The 19,232-nt window shown below is 67.6% G+C and carries 15 protein-coding genes; 5 read left to right on the top strand and 10 right to left on the bottom strand.

Going from position 1 to position 19,232, the window contains the following annotated elements:
• The first annotated feature begins 7 nt into the window (after nt 1-7).
• Complete coding sequence (locus OG474_RS39735) at nt 8-1,447, top strand: polysaccharide lyase 6 family protein (RefSeq protein WP_405058823.1); 1,440 nt, start codon at nt 8-10, stop codon at nt 1,445-1,447.
• 1,356 nt (nt 1,448-2,803) lie between these two features.
• Here OG474_RS39735 and OG474_RS39730 read toward each other — a convergent pair.
• The 3 genes from OG474_RS39730 to OG474_RS39720 all read right to left on the bottom strand — a co-directional run bounded on the left by OG474_RS39730 (nt 2,804) and on the right by OG474_RS39720 (nt 5,929).
• The gene (locus tag OG474_RS39730) at nt 2,804-4,177 is read right to left on the bottom strand and encodes an MFS transporter (RefSeq protein WP_405058822.1); all 1,374 of its coding nucleotides are present in this window, start codon (nt 4,175-4,177) and stop codon (nt 2,804-2,806) included.
• 41 nt (nt 4,178-4,218) lie between these two features.
• A complete protein-coding gene (locus OG474_RS39725; RefSeq protein WP_405058821.1) occupies nt 4,219-4,896 on the bottom strand; it encodes a hypothetical protein in 678 nt (225 codons plus the stop codon).
• A gap of 280 nt (nt 4,897-5,176) precedes the next feature.
• A complete protein-coding gene (locus OG474_RS39720; protein WP_405058820.1) occupies nt 5,177-5,929 on the bottom strand; it encodes a glycerophosphodiester phosphodiesterase in 753 nt (250 codons plus the stop codon).
• Between the two features lie 26 nt (nt 5,930-5,955).
• Here OG474_RS39720 and OG474_RS39715 point away from each other — a divergent pair, with 26 nt between their 5' ends.
• Both OG474_RS39715 and OG474_RS39710 read left to right on the top strand, forming a co-directional pair.
• Nucleotides 5,956-7,083, top strand: coding sequence for an aminotransferase class V-fold PLP-dependent enzyme (locus tag OG474_RS39715; protein WP_405058819.1), 1,128 nt, complete (start codon nt 5,956-5,958; stop codon nt 7,081-7,083).
• Nucleotides 7,080-7,715, top strand: a complete 636-nt coding sequence (locus OG474_RS39710; RefSeq protein ID WP_405058818.1) for a class I SAM-dependent methyltransferase — start codon at nt 7,080-7,082, stop codon at nt 7,713-7,715. Before OG474_RS39715 ends, OG474_RS39710 begins: the two co-directional genes overlap by 4 nt.
• On the opposite strand, the gene OG474_RS39705 is transcribed toward OG474_RS39710, so the two are convergent.
• The 4 genes from OG474_RS39705 to OG474_RS39690 are packed head-to-tail and all read right to left on the bottom strand — an operon-like array spanning nt 7,705 to nt 13,532.
• Nucleotides 7,705-8,556: a carbohydrate ABC transporter permease gene (locus OG474_RS39705; RefSeq protein ID WP_405058817.1), complete on the bottom strand. Its 852-nt coding sequence runs from the start codon at nt 8,554-8,556 to the stop codon at nt 7,705-7,707. The two genes, OG474_RS39710 and OG474_RS39705, sit on opposite strands and share 11 nt — an antisense overlap.
• Complete coding sequence (locus OG474_RS39700; protein WP_405058816.1) at nt 8,553-9,416, bottom strand: carbohydrate ABC transporter permease; 864 nt, start codon at nt 9,414-9,416, stop codon at nt 8,553-8,555. Before OG474_RS39700 ends, OG474_RS39705 begins: the two co-directional genes overlap by 4 nt.
• On the bottom strand, nt 9,410-10,735 hold the full coding sequence (locus OG474_RS39695) for an ABC transporter substrate-binding protein (RefSeq protein ID WP_405058815.1): 1,326 nt from the start codon (nt 10,733-10,735) through the stop codon (nt 9,410-9,412). Before OG474_RS39695 ends, OG474_RS39700 begins: the two co-directional genes overlap by 7 nt.
• A gap of 28 nt (nt 10,736-10,763) precedes the next feature.
• The gene (locus OG474_RS39690) at nt 10,764-13,532 is read right to left on the bottom strand and encodes a family 78 glycoside hydrolase catalytic domain (RefSeq protein ID WP_405058814.1); all 2,769 of its coding nucleotides are present in this window, start codon (nt 13,530-13,532) and stop codon (nt 10,764-10,766) included.
• A 120-nt stretch (nt 13,533-13,652) separates the two neighbouring features.
• Between OG474_RS39690 and OG474_RS39685 the strand changes: the two genes are divergently transcribed.
• Nucleotides 13,653-14,549, top strand: a complete 897-nt coding sequence (locus tag OG474_RS39685) for an AraC family transcriptional regulator (protein ID WP_405058813.1) — start codon at nt 13,653-13,655, stop codon at nt 14,547-14,549.
• On the opposite strand, the gene OG474_RS39680 is transcribed toward OG474_RS39685, so the two are convergent.
• Nucleotides 14,530-15,216 (bottom strand): TetR/AcrR family transcriptional regulator, encoded by a 687-nt coding sequence (locus OG474_RS39680; RefSeq protein ID WP_405058812.1) that lies wholly within the window; start codon nt 15,214-15,216, stop codon nt 14,530-14,532. The two genes, OG474_RS39685 and OG474_RS39680, sit on opposite strands and share 20 nt — an antisense overlap.
• 84 nt (nt 15,217-15,300) lie before the next feature.
• Between OG474_RS39680 and OG474_RS39675 the strand changes: the two genes are divergently transcribed.
• Nucleotides 15,301-16,488, top strand: coding sequence for an FAD-dependent monooxygenase (locus OG474_RS39675; protein WP_405058811.1), 1,188 nt, complete (start codon nt 15,301-15,303; stop codon nt 16,486-16,488).
• Here OG474_RS39675 and OG474_RS39670 read toward each other — a convergent pair.
• On the bottom strand, nt 16,456-16,914 hold the full coding sequence (locus OG474_RS39670) for a PGPGW domain-containing protein (RefSeq protein ID WP_405058810.1): 459 nt from the start codon (nt 16,912-16,914) through the stop codon (nt 16,456-16,458). The genes OG474_RS39675 and OG474_RS39670 overlap by 33 nt on opposite strands.
• A gap of 53 nt (nt 16,915-16,967) precedes the next feature.
• Nucleotides 16,968-19,094 carry a peptidoglycan DD-metalloendopeptidase family protein gene (locus OG474_RS39665; protein ID WP_405058809.1) on the bottom strand — a complete coding sequence of 709 codons (2,127 nt, stop codon included), beginning with the start codon at nt 19,092-19,094 and terminating at the stop codon, nt 16,968-16,970.
• Nucleotides 19,095-19,232 lie beyond the last annotated feature (138 nt).

Genomic DNA, 19,232 nt, shown 5'->3' with positions numbered 1-19,232 from the left:
GACTCGCATGAAACGTCGTACCTTCCTGGCCGGCACCGTTGGGGTCACGGCCGCCGTCTTCCAGATCAGGCCCGCGTTCGCCGCCCCGGTGACGTCGCTGGCCCAGCTCCAGTCCGCGATCAACTCCGCCACCGCCGGTACGACGATCACCCTGGCCAACGGCTCGTACGCCGTCGGGTCCAGCGGGATCACGATCACCGGCCGCAACGGGACCACCAGCTCGCCGATCACCATCCAGGCCGAGACGCGTGGCGGGGTGACGCTGACCGGGGCGAAGAGCTTCGTGTTCTCGAACTCGTCGAACATCACGATCAGCGGGTTCGTGTTCAAGCAGACTTCGTCGCTGGATCTCGCGGCCGGGTCGAACCGGATCCGGTTGACCCGCAACGAGTTCGCGCTCGGATCGGCGGCCAGCCACTCGGTCGTCGTACGGGGTGATGATGTGAAGATCGACCGGAACCTGTTCCGGGACAAGTCCACCGTCGGGTGTTACCTGGTGATCGACGGTCCGGCCAACAACGATCCGCAGCACGAGACGATCGCCCAGCGCACCTACATCCTGCGCAACCACTTCCGCGACCACAGCTTCAGCGGAGACAACGGCGGTGAGCCGATCCGGCTCGGCGTCAGCGGCCGTGCGCTCGCCGATGCTGACGCGACGGTCGAGTACAACCTGTTCGAGCGGGTGAATGGTGATCCCGAGGCCATCTCGGTGAAGTCTTCCGGGAGCACGATCCGCTACAACACGATCCGCTCGTCCCTCGGCGGCATCGTCCTGCGGCACGGCAACGGCAACCGCGTCGAAGGCAACTACATCCTCGGCGGCGAGAACGGCATCCGGATCTACGGCAACGACCACCTGATCGTGAACAACTACGTCGACGGCGTCCACGGCGCCGACGGCAGCACCAGCGCGGGCATCGTCCTCGGCAGCGGCAGCGAGCGCGACCACACCCCCGGCGAGTCGGAAGACAGCCGTCGCGGCAACGACGCCCCCGACCGCGTCGTCATCGTCCTCAACACCCTGCGCAACAACGACAAGGGCATCGCCGGCGAAAGCAACCGCACCGTCCAGCCGCTGTCCTGCCAGATCCGCGACAACCTCCTGGTCGGTACCACCGGCAATCTCACCGACCTGCCCTACCAGTCCGGAATCACCTTCTCCGGCAACATCCTCTGGGGCTCCGCCTCCAACGGCACCATCCCATCAGCCGGCTTCACCCGAGCCGACCCGCGGCTTGCCGCCGGCACCGACAGCGTCTACCGCCTCACCACCGGCAGCGCCGCCATCAACGCCACCACCGCGAACCACGCCAGCCGCGTCACCGACGACCTCGACGGGCACGCCCGCACCGCGCCGTACGACGTAGGCGCGGACGAGTACTCGACCGCCACCCCCGTCCGCCGCCCCCTGACCTCCGCCGACGTCGGCCCGAACGCCACCTAGCCGCATCTTTGTGCACCCACCAACCACTCGCAGGCACGAAAAACGGTTGGTGCGTGCACAAAGCCGGGCCTCGCGCACAAAGAGCAGCCGACCCACCTTTGCGGCGGACCTTCAGACGTCCGATCCGTGGGCATGGCATCTTTGGGGACTTGCTGCCTCCAGGTGCCTGTTGCGGTATCGCGACAGGTAACCGGTCGGGGTGGCTGGGCACTTTGGCTGGCCAGGAACTCCTCCTTCCCGAAGGTGCTCGTCCCGTCCGTCCGCTCGGATTCGGCCGGTTGGGGTAGGCGGTGGCTGGTCGCCGCTGCGGCCGGTTTTATTGAGACGGGTGGCTGGGGTGGCCTTCGGTTGAGGGGAATGGTGCGGTTGGTGACCGAGGTTCCCCGTTGTCTTGTGGTTGACGGGTAGTGGTTGCCGCCGACGATCAGGAGGCTTGCTTGCTGACCCGTCGCGGTGGTTGATGGCTTCGTCCTGCCCGATTTCGCTGGCTAGGTACCGAGCTTGGGGGTTATGCACTCTGATTCTGAGTGCATAACTCCCAGTGCGACTGGTTAGCCAGGCAATCGGCGAGGGCGGGGCCTCCCCGCGAGTGAAGCCACCGTGCGGGTATGAGGGCTGGACCGTCGAGTGTGAGGAGAATGTCACCGGAAATCGATATCCAGCGACACGGCCCTCACACTCGAGTGCTGATTGCACGGTGGCTTCCCTCGCGGAGGGCACTTTGTTCCAAAAGCGACCTGAACGTACCGACTACCGTCACCTCGCCTAGCTCAGCCATAGCCCGGAAGCTCAAGCAGCCGCAACTGTGGTCACCGGCCCCGCCATCCCCCTCAGCCGTAGACCACGCCCGCCTAGCGCTTCAGTAAATCGGCCGCCGCGGCGACCAGCCACCGGGTACGTGTCCGGCCTGTCCGGTGCGGCGCGAATCGGGGGCACACCAACCACCTTTGCGGGGATCTACTGCCTCCCAGAGACAGCAGATCCCCATAAACACCCACCAACCCCGCCCAGTCACCGGATTGCAGTCACCAACGCCCATGCCGATTCTGCAACAGGCTCTGGGTGGCCGTAGATCCCCGCAAAGCTGAGCCGCCGCGGCGAGCGACCAGCGCCGACCGGGCCGGCCGCATTCGGAGCGGCGCGCAACCACCGTGCGGTAGGCCGTCAACCACATGCGCGCGGGGCAGCGCCGCCGTACGGGGAACTGCCTTGAGCACGCACCAACCACTTCGCGGGCACGAAAATGGTCGAACCGTGCTCAAGGGCCAGCTACCGGCGCCGCCTTGTGCACCCGTTGACCAGATCGGCGGCCGGGGAATGGTCGAGGGGTGCTCAAAGCGGCACTTCAGGCGAGCGTTAGACGAGGGTGGGCTGGGTGTTGCCGGCTTCGGTGATTCCTTGGCGCATGTTGACGCGGCTGAGGAGGATGAGGCCGATCAGGAAGAAGATGCCCAGGGCGACGATGGCTGGGCGGTAGGAGCCGGTGATCTGGTGGACCAGGCCGAAGACGAGGGTGCCCAGCCAGGAGGTGCCGCGTTCGCCGGCTTGGTAGAGGGAGAAGTACTCGGCCTCGCGGCCCTTCGGGATGAGCTGGCTGAAGGCGGAGCGGGACAGTGCCTGGGTGCCGCCGAGGACGATGCCGATCGCGGCGCCCATCGCGAGGAACGGGAGGATCTGGCCGGCCGGGAGCAGGAAGCCGGCGATCACGATCAGCATCCAGACGACGAGCCCGCCCATGATCGTGCGCTGGGTACCGAACCGCCGCGCGAACCGGCCGAAGGCGAGCGCTCCGAAGAACGCGATGAACTGGACCAGCAGGATGGTCATGATCAGCACCTGGGTCTCGAACCCGAGCTGCTTCTCGCCGTACGTCGAGGAGACCGAGATGACGGTCTGGATCCCGTCGTTGAAGAACAGGTACGCGACCAGGAAGAGCAGCGTCACCGGGTAGGCGCGGATGTGGGTCAGGGTCGCCGCCAACTGCCCGAAGCTCTGCCGGATGATGTTGCCTTCACGAACCTGTACGACGTTCGTCGGCGGCCGGTTGCGGAGCCTGATGAACGGGACGAACGTGAACGCGCCCCACCACAGACCGGCGCTCAGCAGACTGAGGCGGACGGCCGTGCCCTGGCTCAGGCCGAGGGCCTCGTGCGCGGTGACGACGCCGAGGTTGACGGCCAGCAGGATGAAGCCGCCGAGATACCCGAAGGCCCACGCGCGCGACGAGACGTCGTCGCGGGCGTCCGGCGGTGCGATGTCGATCAGGATCGAGTCGTACACGACCAGCGACGACCCGAGACACAGGTTGCCGATGAACAGCAGCAGCGCGCCGAGCTGCCAGTTCCCGCCCTCCACGAACACCATGCAGGACGCGGCGAGCGCACCGGCCCACGCGAAGCCGCACATCAGCAGCTTCTTGCGTTCGAGCCGGTCCGCGATCGCGCCGACGATCGGCAGGAAGAACGCCGAGAACAGCGTCGCGATCGTGACCACGTAGAAGGCGAGCGAGCCGGGGGAGATGCCGAGCCCCAGTACGTCGAGGTTCGTGTGACAGGGCCTGTCCGTCGTACCGGAGTAACCGCAGGCTGCGGTTTCGGCGACCGACGTCAGGTACGGCGCGAAGAGCACCGTGCCGACCGTCGTGACGTAGCCGGAGTTGGCCCAGTCGTAGAGGCTGAAGCCCCAGTACTCCCGCTTGTCGACTCCGGCGGGGGCGGAGAGAATTCCCATGCGCAGAGTGTGGCAGCTCCGAGGGACCAAAGGGTGGTCTGTCAGGAAGCTGACTGTGCCGCGTCGGCCGCGGCAAGCCCGGCCATCAGCTTCTCCTGCGCTCCCGGCTCCCACGGACCCGAGGAAGTCAACGGAATGTCGGCCATGAACCGGCGTTCGGGCGAGGGGATCCGAGCGACCACGAGCTCCGGCTGTTCGGCCGCCAGCCGGTACAGCTCCGGGCCCGCGGCCGAGAACAGGTCGGCGATCACCAGCCGCCCGCCCACGCTGCGCATCACGTTGTCCGGGTTGACGTCGAGCGGTCCACACCACGGCAGCTCGGCGTCAGCACGCCGGTGGACCCGGCTGGTGATGTCGGCCAGCTCAGCAACCTCGGGCGCACGCTGCGCAATCGCCTGGTGGAACGCGATCGCTTCCGGCTCAGGCACGGCGTCGAGCCACTCCATGACCTGGAGATCGCCGCCGCCAGTCAGCCGGCGGTGTGCGAACAACCGTGGGACCTGTCGAGTGTGCGCGGCCTCCCGATAGACCTCCGCGACATACGGACCGGCTGGATCGAACGGACTGATCCGTACTGCGAACTCCCCGTCCGGCGAGCGGAACGCCCAAGCCCAGTCGCCCACCCCACACGCCGTCCACCCCTGCGCGAGAAACGCCCGCTCCGCATCGCGGTGATCCGCCTCAGCCCCCAACAACGCGTCCACCTCGTCCAGCGTCATACCGCCGAACCCTACGCACCACCCCAGCCTCCCGCCCCCGTTTTCACAACGTCCGAGGATCCGGAGACGGGGTGTGCGGGTTCTTCGGACGTTAGGGAGGAGGCGGATACAACGTCCGAGGATCCGGAGACGGGGTGTGCGGGTTCTTCGGACATTAGCGAGGAGGCGGATACAACGTCCGAGGATCCGGAGACGGGGTGTGCGGGTTCTTCGGACGTTAGCGAGGAGGCGGATACAACGTCCGAGGATCCGGAGACGGGGTGTGCGGGTTCTTCGGACGTTAGGGCCATTGGTTGCGTTCGAGGAGGACTTCGCGGAGGAGGTCGGTGCGGTCGGTGATGAGGCCGTTGACGCCGGCGTCTAGGAGGCGGCGCATGGTGGTGGGGTCGTCCACGGTCCAGACGTGGATCTGTTTGCCGGCGGACTGGGCGCGGTCGATCAGGCCTGGGGTGAGGACCCGGAGCGCCTTGTACTTCTCCGGGATCTGCAGGCAGGCGCCCTTCGACGGCAGCGCGATCGGCAGGAACCGCAGCAGCACGATCTCGAGTTCGCCGTACCCGGTGCAGAGGCTGGGCCCGAGGAGTTTGCGGATCCGGCGGACGCGCGACTGCGAGAACGACGAGACGCAGATCCGGTCGATCGCGTTCGCGGCCCGCAGTACGTCGGCCGCCGGGGCGAGGCCGTTCTCCGCCTTGATGTCGAGGTTGAACCGGATCTCGGGGAAGTGCTCGAGCAGTTCGTCGAGCCGGGGGATCGGCTCGTGGCCGTTGATCTTGGCCTTGCTCACCTCCGACCAGGGCAGGTCGGCGATCCTGCCGGTCCGGTCGGTGACGCGGTCCAGCACGTCGTCGTGGAACGCGATCACGACCCCGTCGCTGGTCGCGTGCAGGTCGGTCTCGAGGTAGCGGTAGCCGAGGCCGACCGCGTGCTCGAAGGCGTGCAGCGAGTTCTCGTAGCCGATCAGGTCCGGGTGCTTGGCGCCGCCGCGGTGCGCCATCGCGATCGGACCGTCGTGGTCGAGGTAGGGGTACACGTCAGGAATTATGTACCGTTTGGCTGGTGACGGTACTCAGCCCCCGCCCAGACCTGTGGACCCTCGACCCCGCCGTGGTGCATCTGAACCACGGCTCGTGGGGCGCCGTCCCACGCCGTACCCAGGAAGTCTTGGCCGGGCTGCGGGCCGAGGCCGAGGCGAATCCGATGGTGTGGTTCCGCTCCGTGCCCGAGCGCCTGAGCGCCGCGCGGCTCGAGCTGGCCGCGTTCCTGGAGGCCGATCCGGCCGGCTTCGCCCTGGTCCCGAACGCGAGCGCCGGCATCACCGCCGCCTTCGCCACCGTCCCGATCCGCAGTGGTAGCCGCATCGTCACCACCAATCACGTGTACGGCGCCTCCCGGTACGCCGCCGAGCGCGTCGCGCGGGCCCGTGGAGCGGAACTGTTCGTGGTGGATCTGCCGATGCAGGCCGACGACGACACGGTGGTCGCGCTGATCGAGCCCGCTCTGGATGCGGGGTCGGTGCTGCTCGTCGACCACGTCAGCGCCGCGACCGGCACGATCCTGCCGATCGCCCGACTGGTCGAGCTGGCGCACAGCCGCGACGTACCGGTGATCGTGGATGGTGCGCACGCTCCTGCGCTCATCGATGCGCCTACCGGTGACGGGGCCGACTTCTGGACCGGCAACTTCCACAAGTGGCCGGCCGCTCCGCGCGCGACCGCCGGGCTGGTGGTGGCCGAGAAGTGGCGGGCTGCGTCGTACCCGCTGATCACGTCGTGGTCGGAGTACGACGAGCGGCTGCCGGAGCGGTTCGACATGCAGGGCACGCAGGACTACGCCCCGTGGATCGCGGCGCCGGAGTCGCTGCAGGTGCTGGCCGAGCTCGAGTGGTCGGTACGGCGGCCGCAGATCACCGCGATGTTGGAAGAGGGCGCGCGGCTGGTGGCCAAGGCGCTCGGTACGTCGATCGGCGAGGTGGCGAATCCGGCGCCGACTCTGCGGCTGGTCGAACTGCCGATGGTGGTGGCGGACGCCGAGGTCTTCAAGCAGCACGTGTCGCAAGAACTGCAGATCGAGGTCACGCTCACGGGGTTCGAGGGTCGGTCGTACCTGCGGTTGTCGGCGCATGCGTACAACACTCCGCAGTGCTATCAGAAACTGTCGGAGGGCCTCCCTAAAGTCCTGGCATGAACGACATCCAGGGCTCTTACAACGCGGCTGCGGCTGACTATCACGACATGCTCAAAGACCTCGTCGCCAAGGGCGTGGCCGAGCGGATGATGCTGAAGTACTTCAGCGAGACGGTCTCGCCTGGGCCGATCGCAGACCTCGGTTGCGGCACCGGGCGGGTGACGTCGCACCTGGCTCAGGACGGGCTCGATGTGTTCGGCATCGATCTCAGCCCTGGCATGGTCGAGGTCGCACGCGAGGCGTACCCGGATCTGCGGTTCGAGGTCGGCTCGATCTTCGAGCTGGACCTGAAGGACGGCGAGCTCGCGGGTGCGCTCCTGTGGTACTCGCTGGTCCACACCCCGCGCGAGCAACTCCCCGCCGCGTTCGCCGAGGTGTTCCGCGTCCTCCAGCCCGGCGGCCACCTCATCTACGGCTACAAGGCGGCAGCGACCGGCGCTGGGACATACCACCTCGCCACCGCGTATGGGCACGATGTCGATCTCGACGTCTTTCTGCAGGAACCGGCGGACGTGGCGACGCTGCTTGCTGATGCTGGTTTCGAGGAGGTCGCCACGCTCACGCATGCCCCGGAGTGGGGCGAGAAGCAACCCCAGGCCTACGCGCTGGTCCGCAAATCACTCAGCCTTTGACGGCTCCGGACGTCATCCCGGCGACGATCTGACGGTTGAAGAAGAGGAACATGATCAGCGGTGGAATCGTGATCAGCAGAATGTTCATGAAGAGCAGGTTGTACTGCGTCGAGTACTGGCTGGAGAAGTTGTAGAGGGTCAGCTGGACGGTGGCGTTCTTGTCGCCGGGCAGGAAGTAGAGCGGGTTCACGAAGTCGTTGAACACGGCCACCGACTGCACCACCACGACCGTCACGACGACCGACCGCAGCAGCGGGAAGATCACCCCGAAGAACAGCCGCAGCGGGCCGGCGCCGTCGATGATCGCGGCCTCGTCGAGCTCCCGCGGGATGGTCGCCACAAATGCGCGGAACAGCAGGATGCAGAACGACAACCCATAGGCGATCTCGATCAGGATCAGACCGGGCATCGTCCGGAAGAGGCCGAACTGCTGCAGGACCCAGATCGTCGGTACGACGGCCGGCGGGATGATGAGTCCGGCCAGCACCAGGAAGTTGATGAAACCGTTCCACCGGCTCTTCCGGCGCTGCAGCACGAACCCGGCCATCGCCGCCAGCACGACCATCCCGGTCACGCTGGCCACGGTGAGGATGGTCGAGTTGATGAACGCGATCACCAGCATGTAGTCGCGGGCCTCGACCACCTCGATGAAGTTCTGCACGAACCGGAACTGATGCGGCCAGGAGAAGTCCAGCAACGCGGACTGCTGCCGGTCCTTGACCGCGGTCAGCACGATGAACACGAACGGCACCAGGAACACGACCACGGACGCGACGATCGCGACCGCACTCAGCGCGAGCTTGCGGCCCGGCCGGTGGTTGACCAACTCCGCCGTACTCACAGCTCCACCTCCCGCCGGTTCAGGAACCAGGACAGCGGCAGGATGATCGCGGTGACGACCACGAACAGTACGACGTTGCCCGCGGTCGACAGGCCGTAGAAGCCGGCCTGGTACTGCTTGTAGATCACCGACGCGATCACGTCCGAGGTGAAACCAGGCCCGCCGCGCGTCATGGCCCAGATCAGGTCGAACGAACGCAACCCACCGATCAGCGACAAGATGATCACCGTCACCGTGGCCGGCCGGGACAGCGGTAGCACGATCCGCCGGAACGTCTCCCACGAACCAGCCCCGTCGACGCGCGCAGCCTCGACGTACTCGCGCGGTATCGAGACGATCCCGGCGATGTAGATCAGGGTGGCCAGGCCGACGCCCTTCCAGACGTCGACCGCGGCCACCGACAGCAACGCCCACTTCGGGTCGGTCAGCCAGCCCGGGCCGTCGATGCCGATCACGCTCAACGCGCCGTTGATCAGCCCGCGTTCGGGGTTCATCAGCACCGTGAAGGTCAGTCCGACGCCGATCGTCGAGACCAGGACCGGGAAGAACACCACCGAGCGAAGGTAGCCGCGGGCAACGATCTGCGAGGTGAGCAGGACCGCGAGCAGCAGGCCGAGGACGACCTTCGAGCCGGAGGTGACGAACGCGTAGATCAGCGTGTTGGTGAAGCCCTTGATCAGGGCCGGTTCCTGGAAGAACAGCTTGAAGTTGTCGAGCCCGATGAACTTCGACTCGAACAGGCTCCACCGGGTCAGGCTGAAGTAGAGCGAGGCGAAGGTCGGGACCAGGAACAGTACGCCGTAGATCAGTGCGGTCGGCAGGTAGAACCAGTTCGAGTAGGGGCGGTACACCCTCACCATCCCGCCAGCCCCAACTGCTGCGCCTGCTTCTTCACATCTTCGTCGTACCGGGCGGCGCCGTCCTTGGCCTTCCGGATTCCGGAGCCGACCTCGACGGTGATCTGCTCCAGCGACGGGCCCTTGACCGGTGACAGGAATTCCAGCGCGAGGCTGGACCCACCGGGCTTGTCCAGGTACGGCTGCATGTCCTTGATTGCCTGCGGTACGTCGGCCGGGAGCGTGCAGCCCTTGACCGCGTACGGCCCGGTCGGGGCACCGGCCCTGGTCATCGACGCGCAGCCGTCGGGGCTCGCGATGAAGGCGAGGAACTTCTTGGCCGCGTCCAGCTTGTCGCCGGTCGTGGTCTTCGGGATGTAGTTGGCGCCGGGCGTCCAGACGGTCAGGCCGTTCTTGCTCGCGTCGTCACCAGGCAACGCGAACAGTCCGACGTTCTTGGCCGCGTCCGGGTAGGTCGCGATCAGGTTCGCGATCACGCCGGACAGCATCGGGTAGTGCGCACCCTTGCCCTGGGCAAGCATCCGGAGGCCGTCCGGGAGCTTGGCCGAGGCGAAGTCGGTGTTCTCGTAACCGGCGTCGTGAACAGCCTGCGTGTGCTCGAACCCCTTCACCGCCGCGGGAGAGCTCGCGTACTTCGCCTGGTTCTTGGTGTAGCGGTCGGCGAAGTCGGGCTCGGCGGCGGCCACGTTGTGGAAGTCGCCGAGCACGAACAACTGCGAGGTCCAGGTCTCGCCGTACGTCTGGATCACCGGTGCGACCCCACCAGCAGCCTTGATCTTGGCGTTGTTGGCCATGAACTCGGCCCAGGTGGTCGGGATCTTCAGTCCGAGCTTCTCGTAGACCGGCAGGCTGTAGAGCACGCCGCCGCCCATGAAGCCGCCGCCCGGTACGCCGTACACCTGGCCGTCGGCGGTGACGGTCTTGGCGAAGTTCGCGTCCAGGTCCTTCACGTACGGCTGGTCGCCGAGCGGGACCAGGTTCTTCTGCGGCGCGATCGCCTGGAACAGCGACCCGGTGTTGTAGCCGAACACGTCCGGCATGTCGCCGGTCGACAACCGCGTCTTGACCAGGTTGTCGCCCTCGGTACCCGCCGGCCGCGTCTCGGTCTTGACCGTGATCCCGGCGTTCTTCGCGGTGAAGTCCTTCACGAGCTGATCGGCCGTCTTGATGTCCTGATCCTGATTGCCGATCAAATAGGTGATCGTGACCGAACCCCCACCCGAATCGTCGCTGGAACCGAGACTGCCTGCGCTGCAGGCCGTCAGGGCGAGGGAGCCGACTGCAAGTACGACGGCAGCTCGCATGCCTGGGCGGAACGTCATCATGACCTCCTAGGGGATGGGTGCGTGATCAGTGATTGAGGAGGGCTTCGAGAGCGGATCGGAGCGCGCCGGAGTCGCCTGCCACCTCCTTGAGCCGGGCGGCGGGCTGGTCGAGGTAAGGCGCGAGCCGGGCGGCGAGCGCGGCGTCGTCGGTCGCGAAAGCGCTCTCTCGTGCTCCTGCGACGATCGCGTTCCAGCTCGGCTCGTGGTCGATGAGTTGCCGCACGGTCGGTGCGGAGGCGAGCGGCGCAGTCTCGACGTCGGCAGCCGTCCACTCGTGCGTGCCGTGACCGACCTCGACCATCTCGGCAGTCCCCGGTACGGCGACCTGCGCGCGGCTGCCGACCGGAACGGTCACGGAGAGCGCGATCTCGCCGTCACGACGGCTCCACGCGACCGCGGCCTCGCCGTACGGGGTGAGGTGTTTGGCGGAGGCGTGGGTGAGGCTGCCGGTGAGGAGTGGGCGGATCACGAGAGAGCGGTATCCCGGTTCGCCCGGAGCGAGGCCGGCGACCCGACGATGCATCCAGTCGGCGACCGCGCCGAGGGCGTAGTGGTTGAACGACGTCATCTCGCCGGGGTTGATGCTGCCGTCGGGCAGCATGCTGTCGTAGCGCTCCCAGACTGTCGTCGCGCCCATCGTCACGGCATACAGCCAGGACGGGCAGTGCGTCTGCAGGAGAAGGCGGTAGGCGATGTCCGGGTGCCCGGCATCTGAGAGCGCGTCCGCGATCAGCGGCGTACCGACGAAGCCCGTGCTGATCCGGAAGGCCGCCGAGCGAACGAGGTCAGCGAGGCGCTCACCGGCACGCGCCCGCTGGCCGTCGTCGGGGAGCAATGCCCACTGCAGAGCCAGCGCGTACGCCGTCGGTGCGTCGCTGAGCACCCGGCCGCCCGCGGTGACGTACTCGGAGGCGAACGCCCGCCGGACCTGCGCGGCCAGATCGCGGTAGTCGGTCGCGAGATCGCGCTCTCCGACGATCTCGGCGGCCTGGGCTACGACCTCGGCGGAGCGGGCGAAATGCGCGGTGGCGATCACGTCCGGGTTGGCCTGCGCCTTGGCCGCGTTCTCCGGGGGAGCGGTCGGGTCGAGCCAGTCGCCGAACTGGAATCCGCCGGCCCACAGCAGATCGTCCCCGGCCAAGGCAGCCATCTTGTCCACCCAGGCGCGCATGCTCGGCAGTTGCCGAGCGAGTAGCCCGGCATCACCGGTCCGGTGGTAGAGCACCCACGGCACGATCGTTGCCGCGTCGCCCCAAGCGGCCGTGGCCGGCTCGGCGTTACGCAGTACGTCGGGAATCACGAACGGGACCGAACCGTCCTTGTACTGCTCGGCGGCCAGGTCGGCCAGCCAGCTGCCGAGGAAACCGGCAGTGTCGAACAGAAAGCTCGCAGTGGGGGAGAAGACCTGGATGTCGCCGGTCCATCCGAGCCGCTCGTCGCGCTGCGGGCAGTCGGTGGGGACGTCGACGAAGTTACCGCGCATCCCCCAGACGACGTTCTCGTGGAACCTGTTCAGCAGCTCGTGCGACGAGTCGAACCAACCGGTCCGCCGCAGATCGCTGCCAACGACAACCGCGGTCAGATCTTCGAGGCGCAGATCCGGTACGCCGGTCACCTCGGCGTACCGGAAGCCGTGGAACGTGAGTGGGGAGTCGAGCAGCACCTCGTCCGGGCCCGCGAGCACGTAGGAGTCGGTCGCCTTGGCGGTCCGGAGCGGACGGACGCCCAGCTCGCCGTTCTCGAGCACCTCGGCATGGCGGATCACGATCTCGTCCCCGGCCGTGCCGCCGCGGACGGTGAGCTGGACGCGGCCGACGAGGTTCTGGCCGAAGTCGATCAGGGTCTTACCGCTCGGAGAAGTAGAGAGCGCTCTCGCCGGGAGTTTCTCGGTGATCCGGACCGGCGGGCCGTCCGGTGCGACGAGGAGGCCGAGGTCGGCGTCGAGAACGTCGACCGGGGCGGCGGATCCCGGCGTACGGCGCAGGTCGGTGCGCTGACCGTCGTACAGATCGTCGGCCAAGATCGCGCTCTCTCGCGCGTTCCACGTGTCGTCGGTGCCGAACGTGTGGAGCTTGCCGTCGCCGGTCGCCACCTCCAGCTGGGCGAGAACCGCGAGCCGGGTGCCGTAGACCTGGTCCTGGTCGCGGAAGCCGAGCCGGCCGCGATACCAGCCGTTGCCGACCAGGAACTCGAGCTGGTTGTCGCCGGCGAGAACGAGTTCGGTCACGTCATACGTCTGATAGCGGAGTCGATGCTGGTACGCCGTCCAGCCGGGCGCGAGTTCGTCCTCGCCGACCCGGCTCCCGTTGAGCTCGGGAACGTAGATGCCGTGGGCCGTGACATAAAGCCGGGCCCTGGTGATGTCACCCGGTAGATCGAGCGTGGAGCTGAGCAGGGGAGCGGGCGAGCCGAGCGGGCCGTCCTGAGGGCTGATGAAACGGGCGGTCCAGTCGTCCGGACCAAGTAGCCCGGCCTCGACCACCGCCGGCTCACTCCACGCACTCCAGTCGCCATCGCCTCGGACGCGGACCCGCACTGCCACCTGCTGGCGCGAGGCCAGTGGCTCACCAGGCCACGGGACCAGCACCTGCTCGGTGGATTCCACGGTGTACGACTGCGTCGTCGTACCGGTGATCTCGACCTCGTACGCCGCTTGGACGTAGTCGGCGGGTGCGGTGGCGAGCTGCCAGGACAGGCGGGGTGTGGCGGTACCCAGTCCGAGGACGGGACCGGAAGCGCTGGTGTCGGTGCGGTGTTCGAAGCGGATGCTGCTCGGTGCGGCGAGATTCGGCATGAGGCTCCAACCGGTGCGAATGAAACGATTCAGGGCCAGCTTGCGACGAGTACCCCCTCAGAAATAGTCCGGAGTGCACGAGTCCTAGCACGAAATGAACCTCGGCCCCTATCGTGAGGCATGGTCGACGAGCCGGTACGGACGCAAGGCACTTTGCTGCACTTCGTCGACGGCGCGATCCTGCACGCCGGACCCCATGTGCACGTGGATTCGCACCCGCTGCACACGCACAGTTTCTTCGAGATCGCGCTGGTGATCGGCGGCACCGGCGTCCATCACAGCCAGGCCGGCCGGCAGCGTCTGCAGTCCGGTGACGCGATCCTGCTGCGGCCGGGCGTGTGGCACGAGTACGAGCAGTGCGACGACCTCGAGGTCTACAACTGCTGCTTCTCCGCCGACCTGGTACGGCGCGAACTGGCGTGGACCCGGGAAGATCCGCTGCTCGGATATCTGTTGTGGACCGGACCGTTCTCCGCCCAGCGCCGTGGGGTGTTGAGCACACATCTCGACGCCGAAACCTTCGCCGAAGCGCGTCGGCATCTGGACCAACTCCGGTCGCTGAAGGATCGGCCGATCGGGCAGCATCGTGGTGACCTGATCGGCTGGTTGTCGCTCTACCTCAGCTGCCTGGCCCGGGCGGTCGCCGAGCGTGACGATCTCCGCGCGCGCACGCATCCCGCCGTACTGGATGCGATGCGGTTATTGGAGGCTGACCCGGCGCGGCCGTGGACGCTGACCGACCTCGCGCAGTCCCTGCACCTGGCGCCGGGATATCTGGTGCGGCTGTTCAAGTCGGCGACCGGCCTGCCGCCGATGGCCTATCTGTCCCGGCATCGCGTCGAGCTGGCGGCCGTTCAGTTGCTGCACACGGACCTGCCGGTGAGCCGGATCGGCGAGTCGGTCGGCTGGCCGGACCAGAACTACTTCGCCCGCCGCTTCAAGTCGCACTTCGGCCTGAGCGCCAGCACGTATCGGCAACGTTTCAATACGCCGAAGCTCACGCCTTCCGGCTCGTGATGAGCAACTCCAGCCCGTCGAGGATGCGCTGAAGGCCGAACTCGAGGCCCTGGTTGTCCTGGCCGGCCGACTGCATCGCGGCGGCCAGGCTGGGGAAGCGGTCGGCATGCGTGGTGAGGATCGCGGCGAAGTCACTGAGGAACGCCTCCTCGGTGAGGCCTTGCCTGCCGCCGGGCACTGAGGTCGTCTGCAAGGCGAGCGTCCGGACGTGGCCGACCAGCACCACGATGGCGTCGAACTTCTCGCTGCCGTCGAGGCCTGAGTCGGTCAGGGCGCGGACGCCGCGATCCAGCCAGGTGAGCTCGTTCGGACCGATCGGGCGGCGGCCGAGCGTCGACAGCAGCAGCCACGGATGCCGGGCGAACCCCTCATGGAGGTCCATCGACCAGGCGTAGAGGGCTTCCCGCCAGGGGAGCTCGCCGCGTTCCGGCGGCTCACCCATGGCGAGATCGCTCATCACCGCGACCAGCTCGGCCTTGCCAGGAACGTACCGGTAAAGCGCCATCTTGGTGACCGGCAGGTCGTCGGCGACCCGCTGCATCGACACCGCCTCGAGCCCTTCGGCATCGGCGATCCGGATCGCGGCCTCGGCGATCCCGGCGAGCGTGACGGCCGGCTTCGGCCCACGGCTCGGCGGCTGGGCCGAGCCCCACAGCAATTCGGTCATATGACTTCCCTGATCGGTTGATCTGTGTCTACCATACACATTATTGTGTCCGCCGGACACAGTTAAGGGTGAGGAGCGGGAGCGATGAAGATTCTGGTGTCGGGGGCAAGCGTGGCGGGGCCGTCGGTGGCGCTGTGGCTGGGTCGCGCGGGACACGAGGTGACGGTGGTGGAGATCGCGCCGGGACTACGCCAGGGCGGGTACGCCGTGGACTTCCGGGGTGAGGTGTTCCTGACCGTGCTGGAGCGGATGGGGGTGCTCGCCGATCTGCGGGCACGGCAGACCGGCGGTAATGCGTGGCAGTTCGTCAACGCGTCGGGCAAGCCCGTGATGCGGCTGCCCGCGGAGTTCGCGGGCGGCGAGCTGGAGGTGCTGCGCTCCGACCTGTCCCAGGTGCTGTACGACCACGGTCGGGGCGCGGCGACGTACCGGTTCGGTGACTCGATCGCGAGCCTGCAGGAGACGGCGACCGGGGTGGATGTGACCTTCGAGAGCGGTGTCGCGGAGACGTACGACCTGGTGATCGGTGCCGATGGCATGCATTCGGTGGTGCGCCGGCTCGCGTGGTCGGCCGAACGGGTGACCGAGCGCCATCTCGACTACTACGTGGCCGGCTGGGAGGTCCCGAACACGCTGGGTGCCGTCGAGGACACACTGCTCTACAACGTGCCCGGGAAGCTGGCCAGCGTCAGCGTCGACCAGCGGGACCCGGCGCTGGCGTCGACTCTGTTCGTCTTCAAGTCACCTGTGCTGACCTACAACCGGCGCGACCTCGACGAGCAGAAGGCGATCATCCGCGATCAGTTCAGCGGTCTCGGCTGGCGGGTGCCCGAACTGCTCAAAGAGTTGCCGTCGGCAACGGAGTTGTACTTCGACTCGATCAGCCGCGTGCACGTGGACCGGTGGTCGACCGGCCGGATCGTGCTCCTCGGTGACGCCGGGTACGGCGCAACCTTCGGAGCGCTCGGCACCGGGTCGGCCGTGGTCGGCGCGTACGTGCTGGCGGGGGAGTTGGGCCGGGCCGGCAGCGACTACGGGACTGCGTTCGAACGGTACGAGTCGGTGATGCGGAAGGCGGTCTCGACGACGCAGGACGGCAGCCAGGCCGGCCGGTTCATGGCGCCGCCGAGCAGGTTCGGCCTCGCCGTACGGAAACTGATGCTTGGCAACCGGGTCGGCCTGGGCATGATGCTCAAGCTGGCGCAGAAGATGAGCACGCTGGTCGACCTGCCGGACTACTCAGTGCAGGAGGGGCAGCTTGTGCAGGAATGACTCCCAGGAATCGGGCAGCCAGCCGGGGACGCCGAGCACGGCCATGTAGAGCCAGATCGCGATCAGCACGCAGCAGAACAGCGCGATCGTGCCGAGCGTCTTCAGCCAGGCGGGCTGCTTGCCCGTCCAGGCCGTCAGCTGCTTGACCCAGTCCTTGACCTTGTAGAGCAGGCGTTGCGCCCACTCGAACTCGCTGGCCAGGACGGCGAGACCCGCGATGAACAACGGGATGCCGCCAGGGCCCGGCAGCCAGCCGGTCAGCGGCGCCGCGATGATCAGCACACCACCCACCACGCCGACCACGATGCGATAGATCAGGTGCTTCTTCGGATTCGCCCGGATCCGGCGCCGCCACTCCCACCGGTCGTCTTCAGCGTCCAAGGTGATGTTGTGATCAGTGCGGTCGGGACTATCGTGCTCGGCCACGGCACCACCCTACGTCCTGCCCCGGCCGAAATCCCGGAAATACACCTGACGAATCAGGAGCGGTTGGCGCGGCCGAACTCCCAGTGCCAGGGCTCTTCGCGGTTGCTGCCCTGCTCGGCCCAGTCCGGGTGGATCCAGCCGAACGCGGGCGCGTGCGACTTCATCCAGCTGTACTGCGCGGTGTTGTACTTGTCGATGCCGCCGCACAGGTCGACCGCGACACCCCAGCCGTGGTTCGACGTGCCCGGAAGGGCAGCCAGGGACGGCTTCCGCGAGTACAGGCTGACCTGTGCCTGGTAGGAGCGGTAGGAGTCGGTGATGCAGAGGTTCTTGCCGAAGGCCTTCTTGAAGGAGCCCGCGAGCTGGAGATAGGCCGCCGCCGCGTCGCAGCGCAGCATGTGACCGCTGCCGATCGCACACAGCTTGCTGGACGGGATCATGCCGTTGCTGTAGCCGCCCCAGCCGGTGGTCGCGGACCCGGTGGCCAGGAACGGCATCGGGTTGACCGGGTCGCCGCCGATCCGGACCTCGAAGTGCAGGTGCGGGCCGGTCGAGTTGCCTTCGGTGCCGACCGCGCCGATGCGCTGCCCGGCGACGACCTGCTGGCCGTCGGTCACGTTCACCTGGCTCAGGTGCGCGTAGAGGGTTTCGAAGCCGTTGCCGTGATCGATCCGGATCAGGTTGCCGGCCCAGCTCGGGTGTTCGACCCGGACCGTGCCCGCCGTGACCGCGCGGACCGGCGTACCGATGGCGGCCGGGAAGTCCTGGCCGGTGTGGAACCCGGTCGACCACATCGAGCCGGACTGGCCGAACGGCGTACCGATCTCGTAGGTGCCGTCGGCCAGCGGCCACGTCCAGGCGCCGGTGCCGACGTTGTACGACGAGACTCCGGTGTTGCCGCAGCGGAAGTTGACCGCGCCGGAGCCTGCCGTCGGGGAGACCTGGGCCTTGGTGGGAGCGCCGAGAGTCGGGCGGAGCGCGGCCCAGAGGTTGTCCGGGACCGGCGTGACGACAACCGAACCCTTCGCCTCGTCGGACGCGATCATCTCGTCGTTGTCGAGAGCGACGCCGATGTGGACCAGGCCGAGCGACCGGCTGCCCATCAGCATGATGTCGCCGGGCTGGATCTGGTCCGGCGGGACCTGCTGGTAGCCGGGGTAGACCTTGCTGATCGTGTTCGGAAGTTTCGCGTACGGCGCCCACGCGGCGGTGGTGGCGCCGAGGCAGCCGTACTGATCCGGGCCGGTGGCGTCGATCGCGTACGCGCGGCCGACCAGATTGAACGCCTGGTTGACCGCGCGGATCGTCTCGGCCGAGAGCACCCGAAGGGTCTTGCCGGCGACCGTCACCGTGGCCGCACCGGGCACCGGCTGACCACCGGCGACGAGCTGGCCGAGGCCGGCCGGGAGGGCAGCGGGGTTCTTGATCGTCGCGGCAGGCGGCAGCGTCACCTTCGCCGTGGTCAGCTCGGTGAGGTAGGCCTGCCAGCGCAGCAGCGCCTGCTGGTTGCGCGCGAGCTGGAGCTGCTTGGACAGCTCCGAGGCACCGTCGAGCTCCGGAAGCTGGTCGATCGCGCGGGACGCCGCGTCGGCGGCCTTCTGCTTCACCTCGTTGCCGAGCTGCTGCGCACGCGCTGCGGCTGCCTTGGCCGCCGCGCGCTTGGCGTCCGCCTCCGTCTTGGCCTTGTCGGCCACGGCTCCGGCGTTCATTGCCTTGTTGTACTGCGCGGTCTGCGTGGTGCCGAGCTGCTGGATCGCGGTCTGGCGGTCGGCGATCTCCTGCAGGTTCTCCGCGACCGGGGCCAGTGACCACAGGATCGACTCGGCGCCCAGCTGGGTCGGGATGCCCATCTGGTAGGCCTGCGCGGTGATCACGCCGAGCTTGCGCCGTTCCTCGTCGGCCGAGGCGGTGACGGTGCTCGCCGAGGTCTCGGCCTTCTTGGCGGCGGCCTCGGCGGTCTCGGCGCTCTTGAGCGCGTTGGTGTAGGCGATGGTCGCCTTGGCGAAGTCGGCCTGCAGTACGGCGGCCTCGGCCTGGAGCTGCTCGAGCGACCGCTTCACGTCCGTGACCGAGGCGGGAGGCGGTGGAGTGGGCGTGCCGGCGTACGCGGGCAGGGCCATCACTGCCAGCACCGTGCCGAGCGCCGCGAACCGCAGCCCCCGACGGTTCCCCAGAACCATCAGGCTCCCCATTGTCGTCTTGCCTCACGCGCGCAAGCAGGACGTGCCCCCGCGCGCCCCCAGCGTAGGCCGGGAACGGTCCGGACGGAAGAAAGCTGCCCGATCGTCACGTGACGGGCGTCACCGACTAAAGTCTGG

The organism is Kribbella sp. NBC_01505, assembly GCF_045040285.1.
GTDB lineage: Bacteria > Actinomycetota > Actinomycetes > Propionibacteriales > Kribbellaceae > Kribbella.
This window is presented reverse-complemented; position numbering and strand designations above follow the sequence as displayed.

Excerpts from the sequence above, each read along its gene's own strand:
- OG474_RS39730 (WP_405058822.1), bottom strand. The coding sequence starts at position 4,177 with ATGGGAATTCTCTCCGCCCCCGCCGGAGTCGACAAGCGGGAGTACTGG.
- OG474_RS39685 (WP_405058813.1), top strand. The coding sequence starts at position 13,653 with ATGGTCGACGAGCCGGTACGGACGCAAGGCACTTTGCTGCACTTCGTC.
- OG474_RS39735 (WP_405058823.1), top strand. The coding sequence starts at position 8 with ATGAAACGTCGTACCTTCCTGGCCGGCACCGTTGGGGTCACGGCCGCC.
- OG474_RS39690 (WP_405058814.1), bottom strand. The coding sequence starts at position 13,532 with ATGCCGAATCTCGCCGCACCGAGCAGCATCCGCTTCGAACACCGCACC.
- OG474_RS39680 (WP_405058812.1), bottom strand. The coding sequence starts at position 15,216 with ATGACCGAATTGCTGTGGGGCTCGGCCCAGCCGCCGAGCCGTGGGCCG.
- OG474_RS39725 (WP_405058821.1), bottom strand. The coding sequence starts at position 4,896 with ATGACGCTGGACGAGGTGGACGCGTTGTTGGGGGCTGAGGCGGATCAC.
- OG474_RS39695 (WP_405058815.1), bottom strand. The coding sequence starts at position 10,735 with ATGACGTTCCGCCCAGGCATGCGAGCTGCCGTCGTACTTGCAGTCGGC.
- OG474_RS39710 (WP_405058818.1), top strand. The coding sequence starts at position 7,080 with ATGAACGACATCCAGGGCTCTTACAACGCGGCTGCGGCTGACTATCAC.
- OG474_RS39675 (WP_405058811.1), top strand. The coding sequence starts at position 15,301 with ATGAAGATTCTGGTGTCGGGGGCAAGCGTGGCGGGGCCGTCGGTGGCG.
- OG474_RS39665 (WP_405058809.1), bottom strand. The coding sequence starts at position 19,094 with ATGGTTCTGGGGAACCGTCGGGGGCTGCGGTTCGCGGCGCTCGGCACG.
- OG474_RS39700 (WP_405058816.1), bottom strand. The coding sequence starts at position 9,416 with ATGGTGAGGGTGTACCGCCCCTACTCGAACTGGTTCTACCTGCCGACC.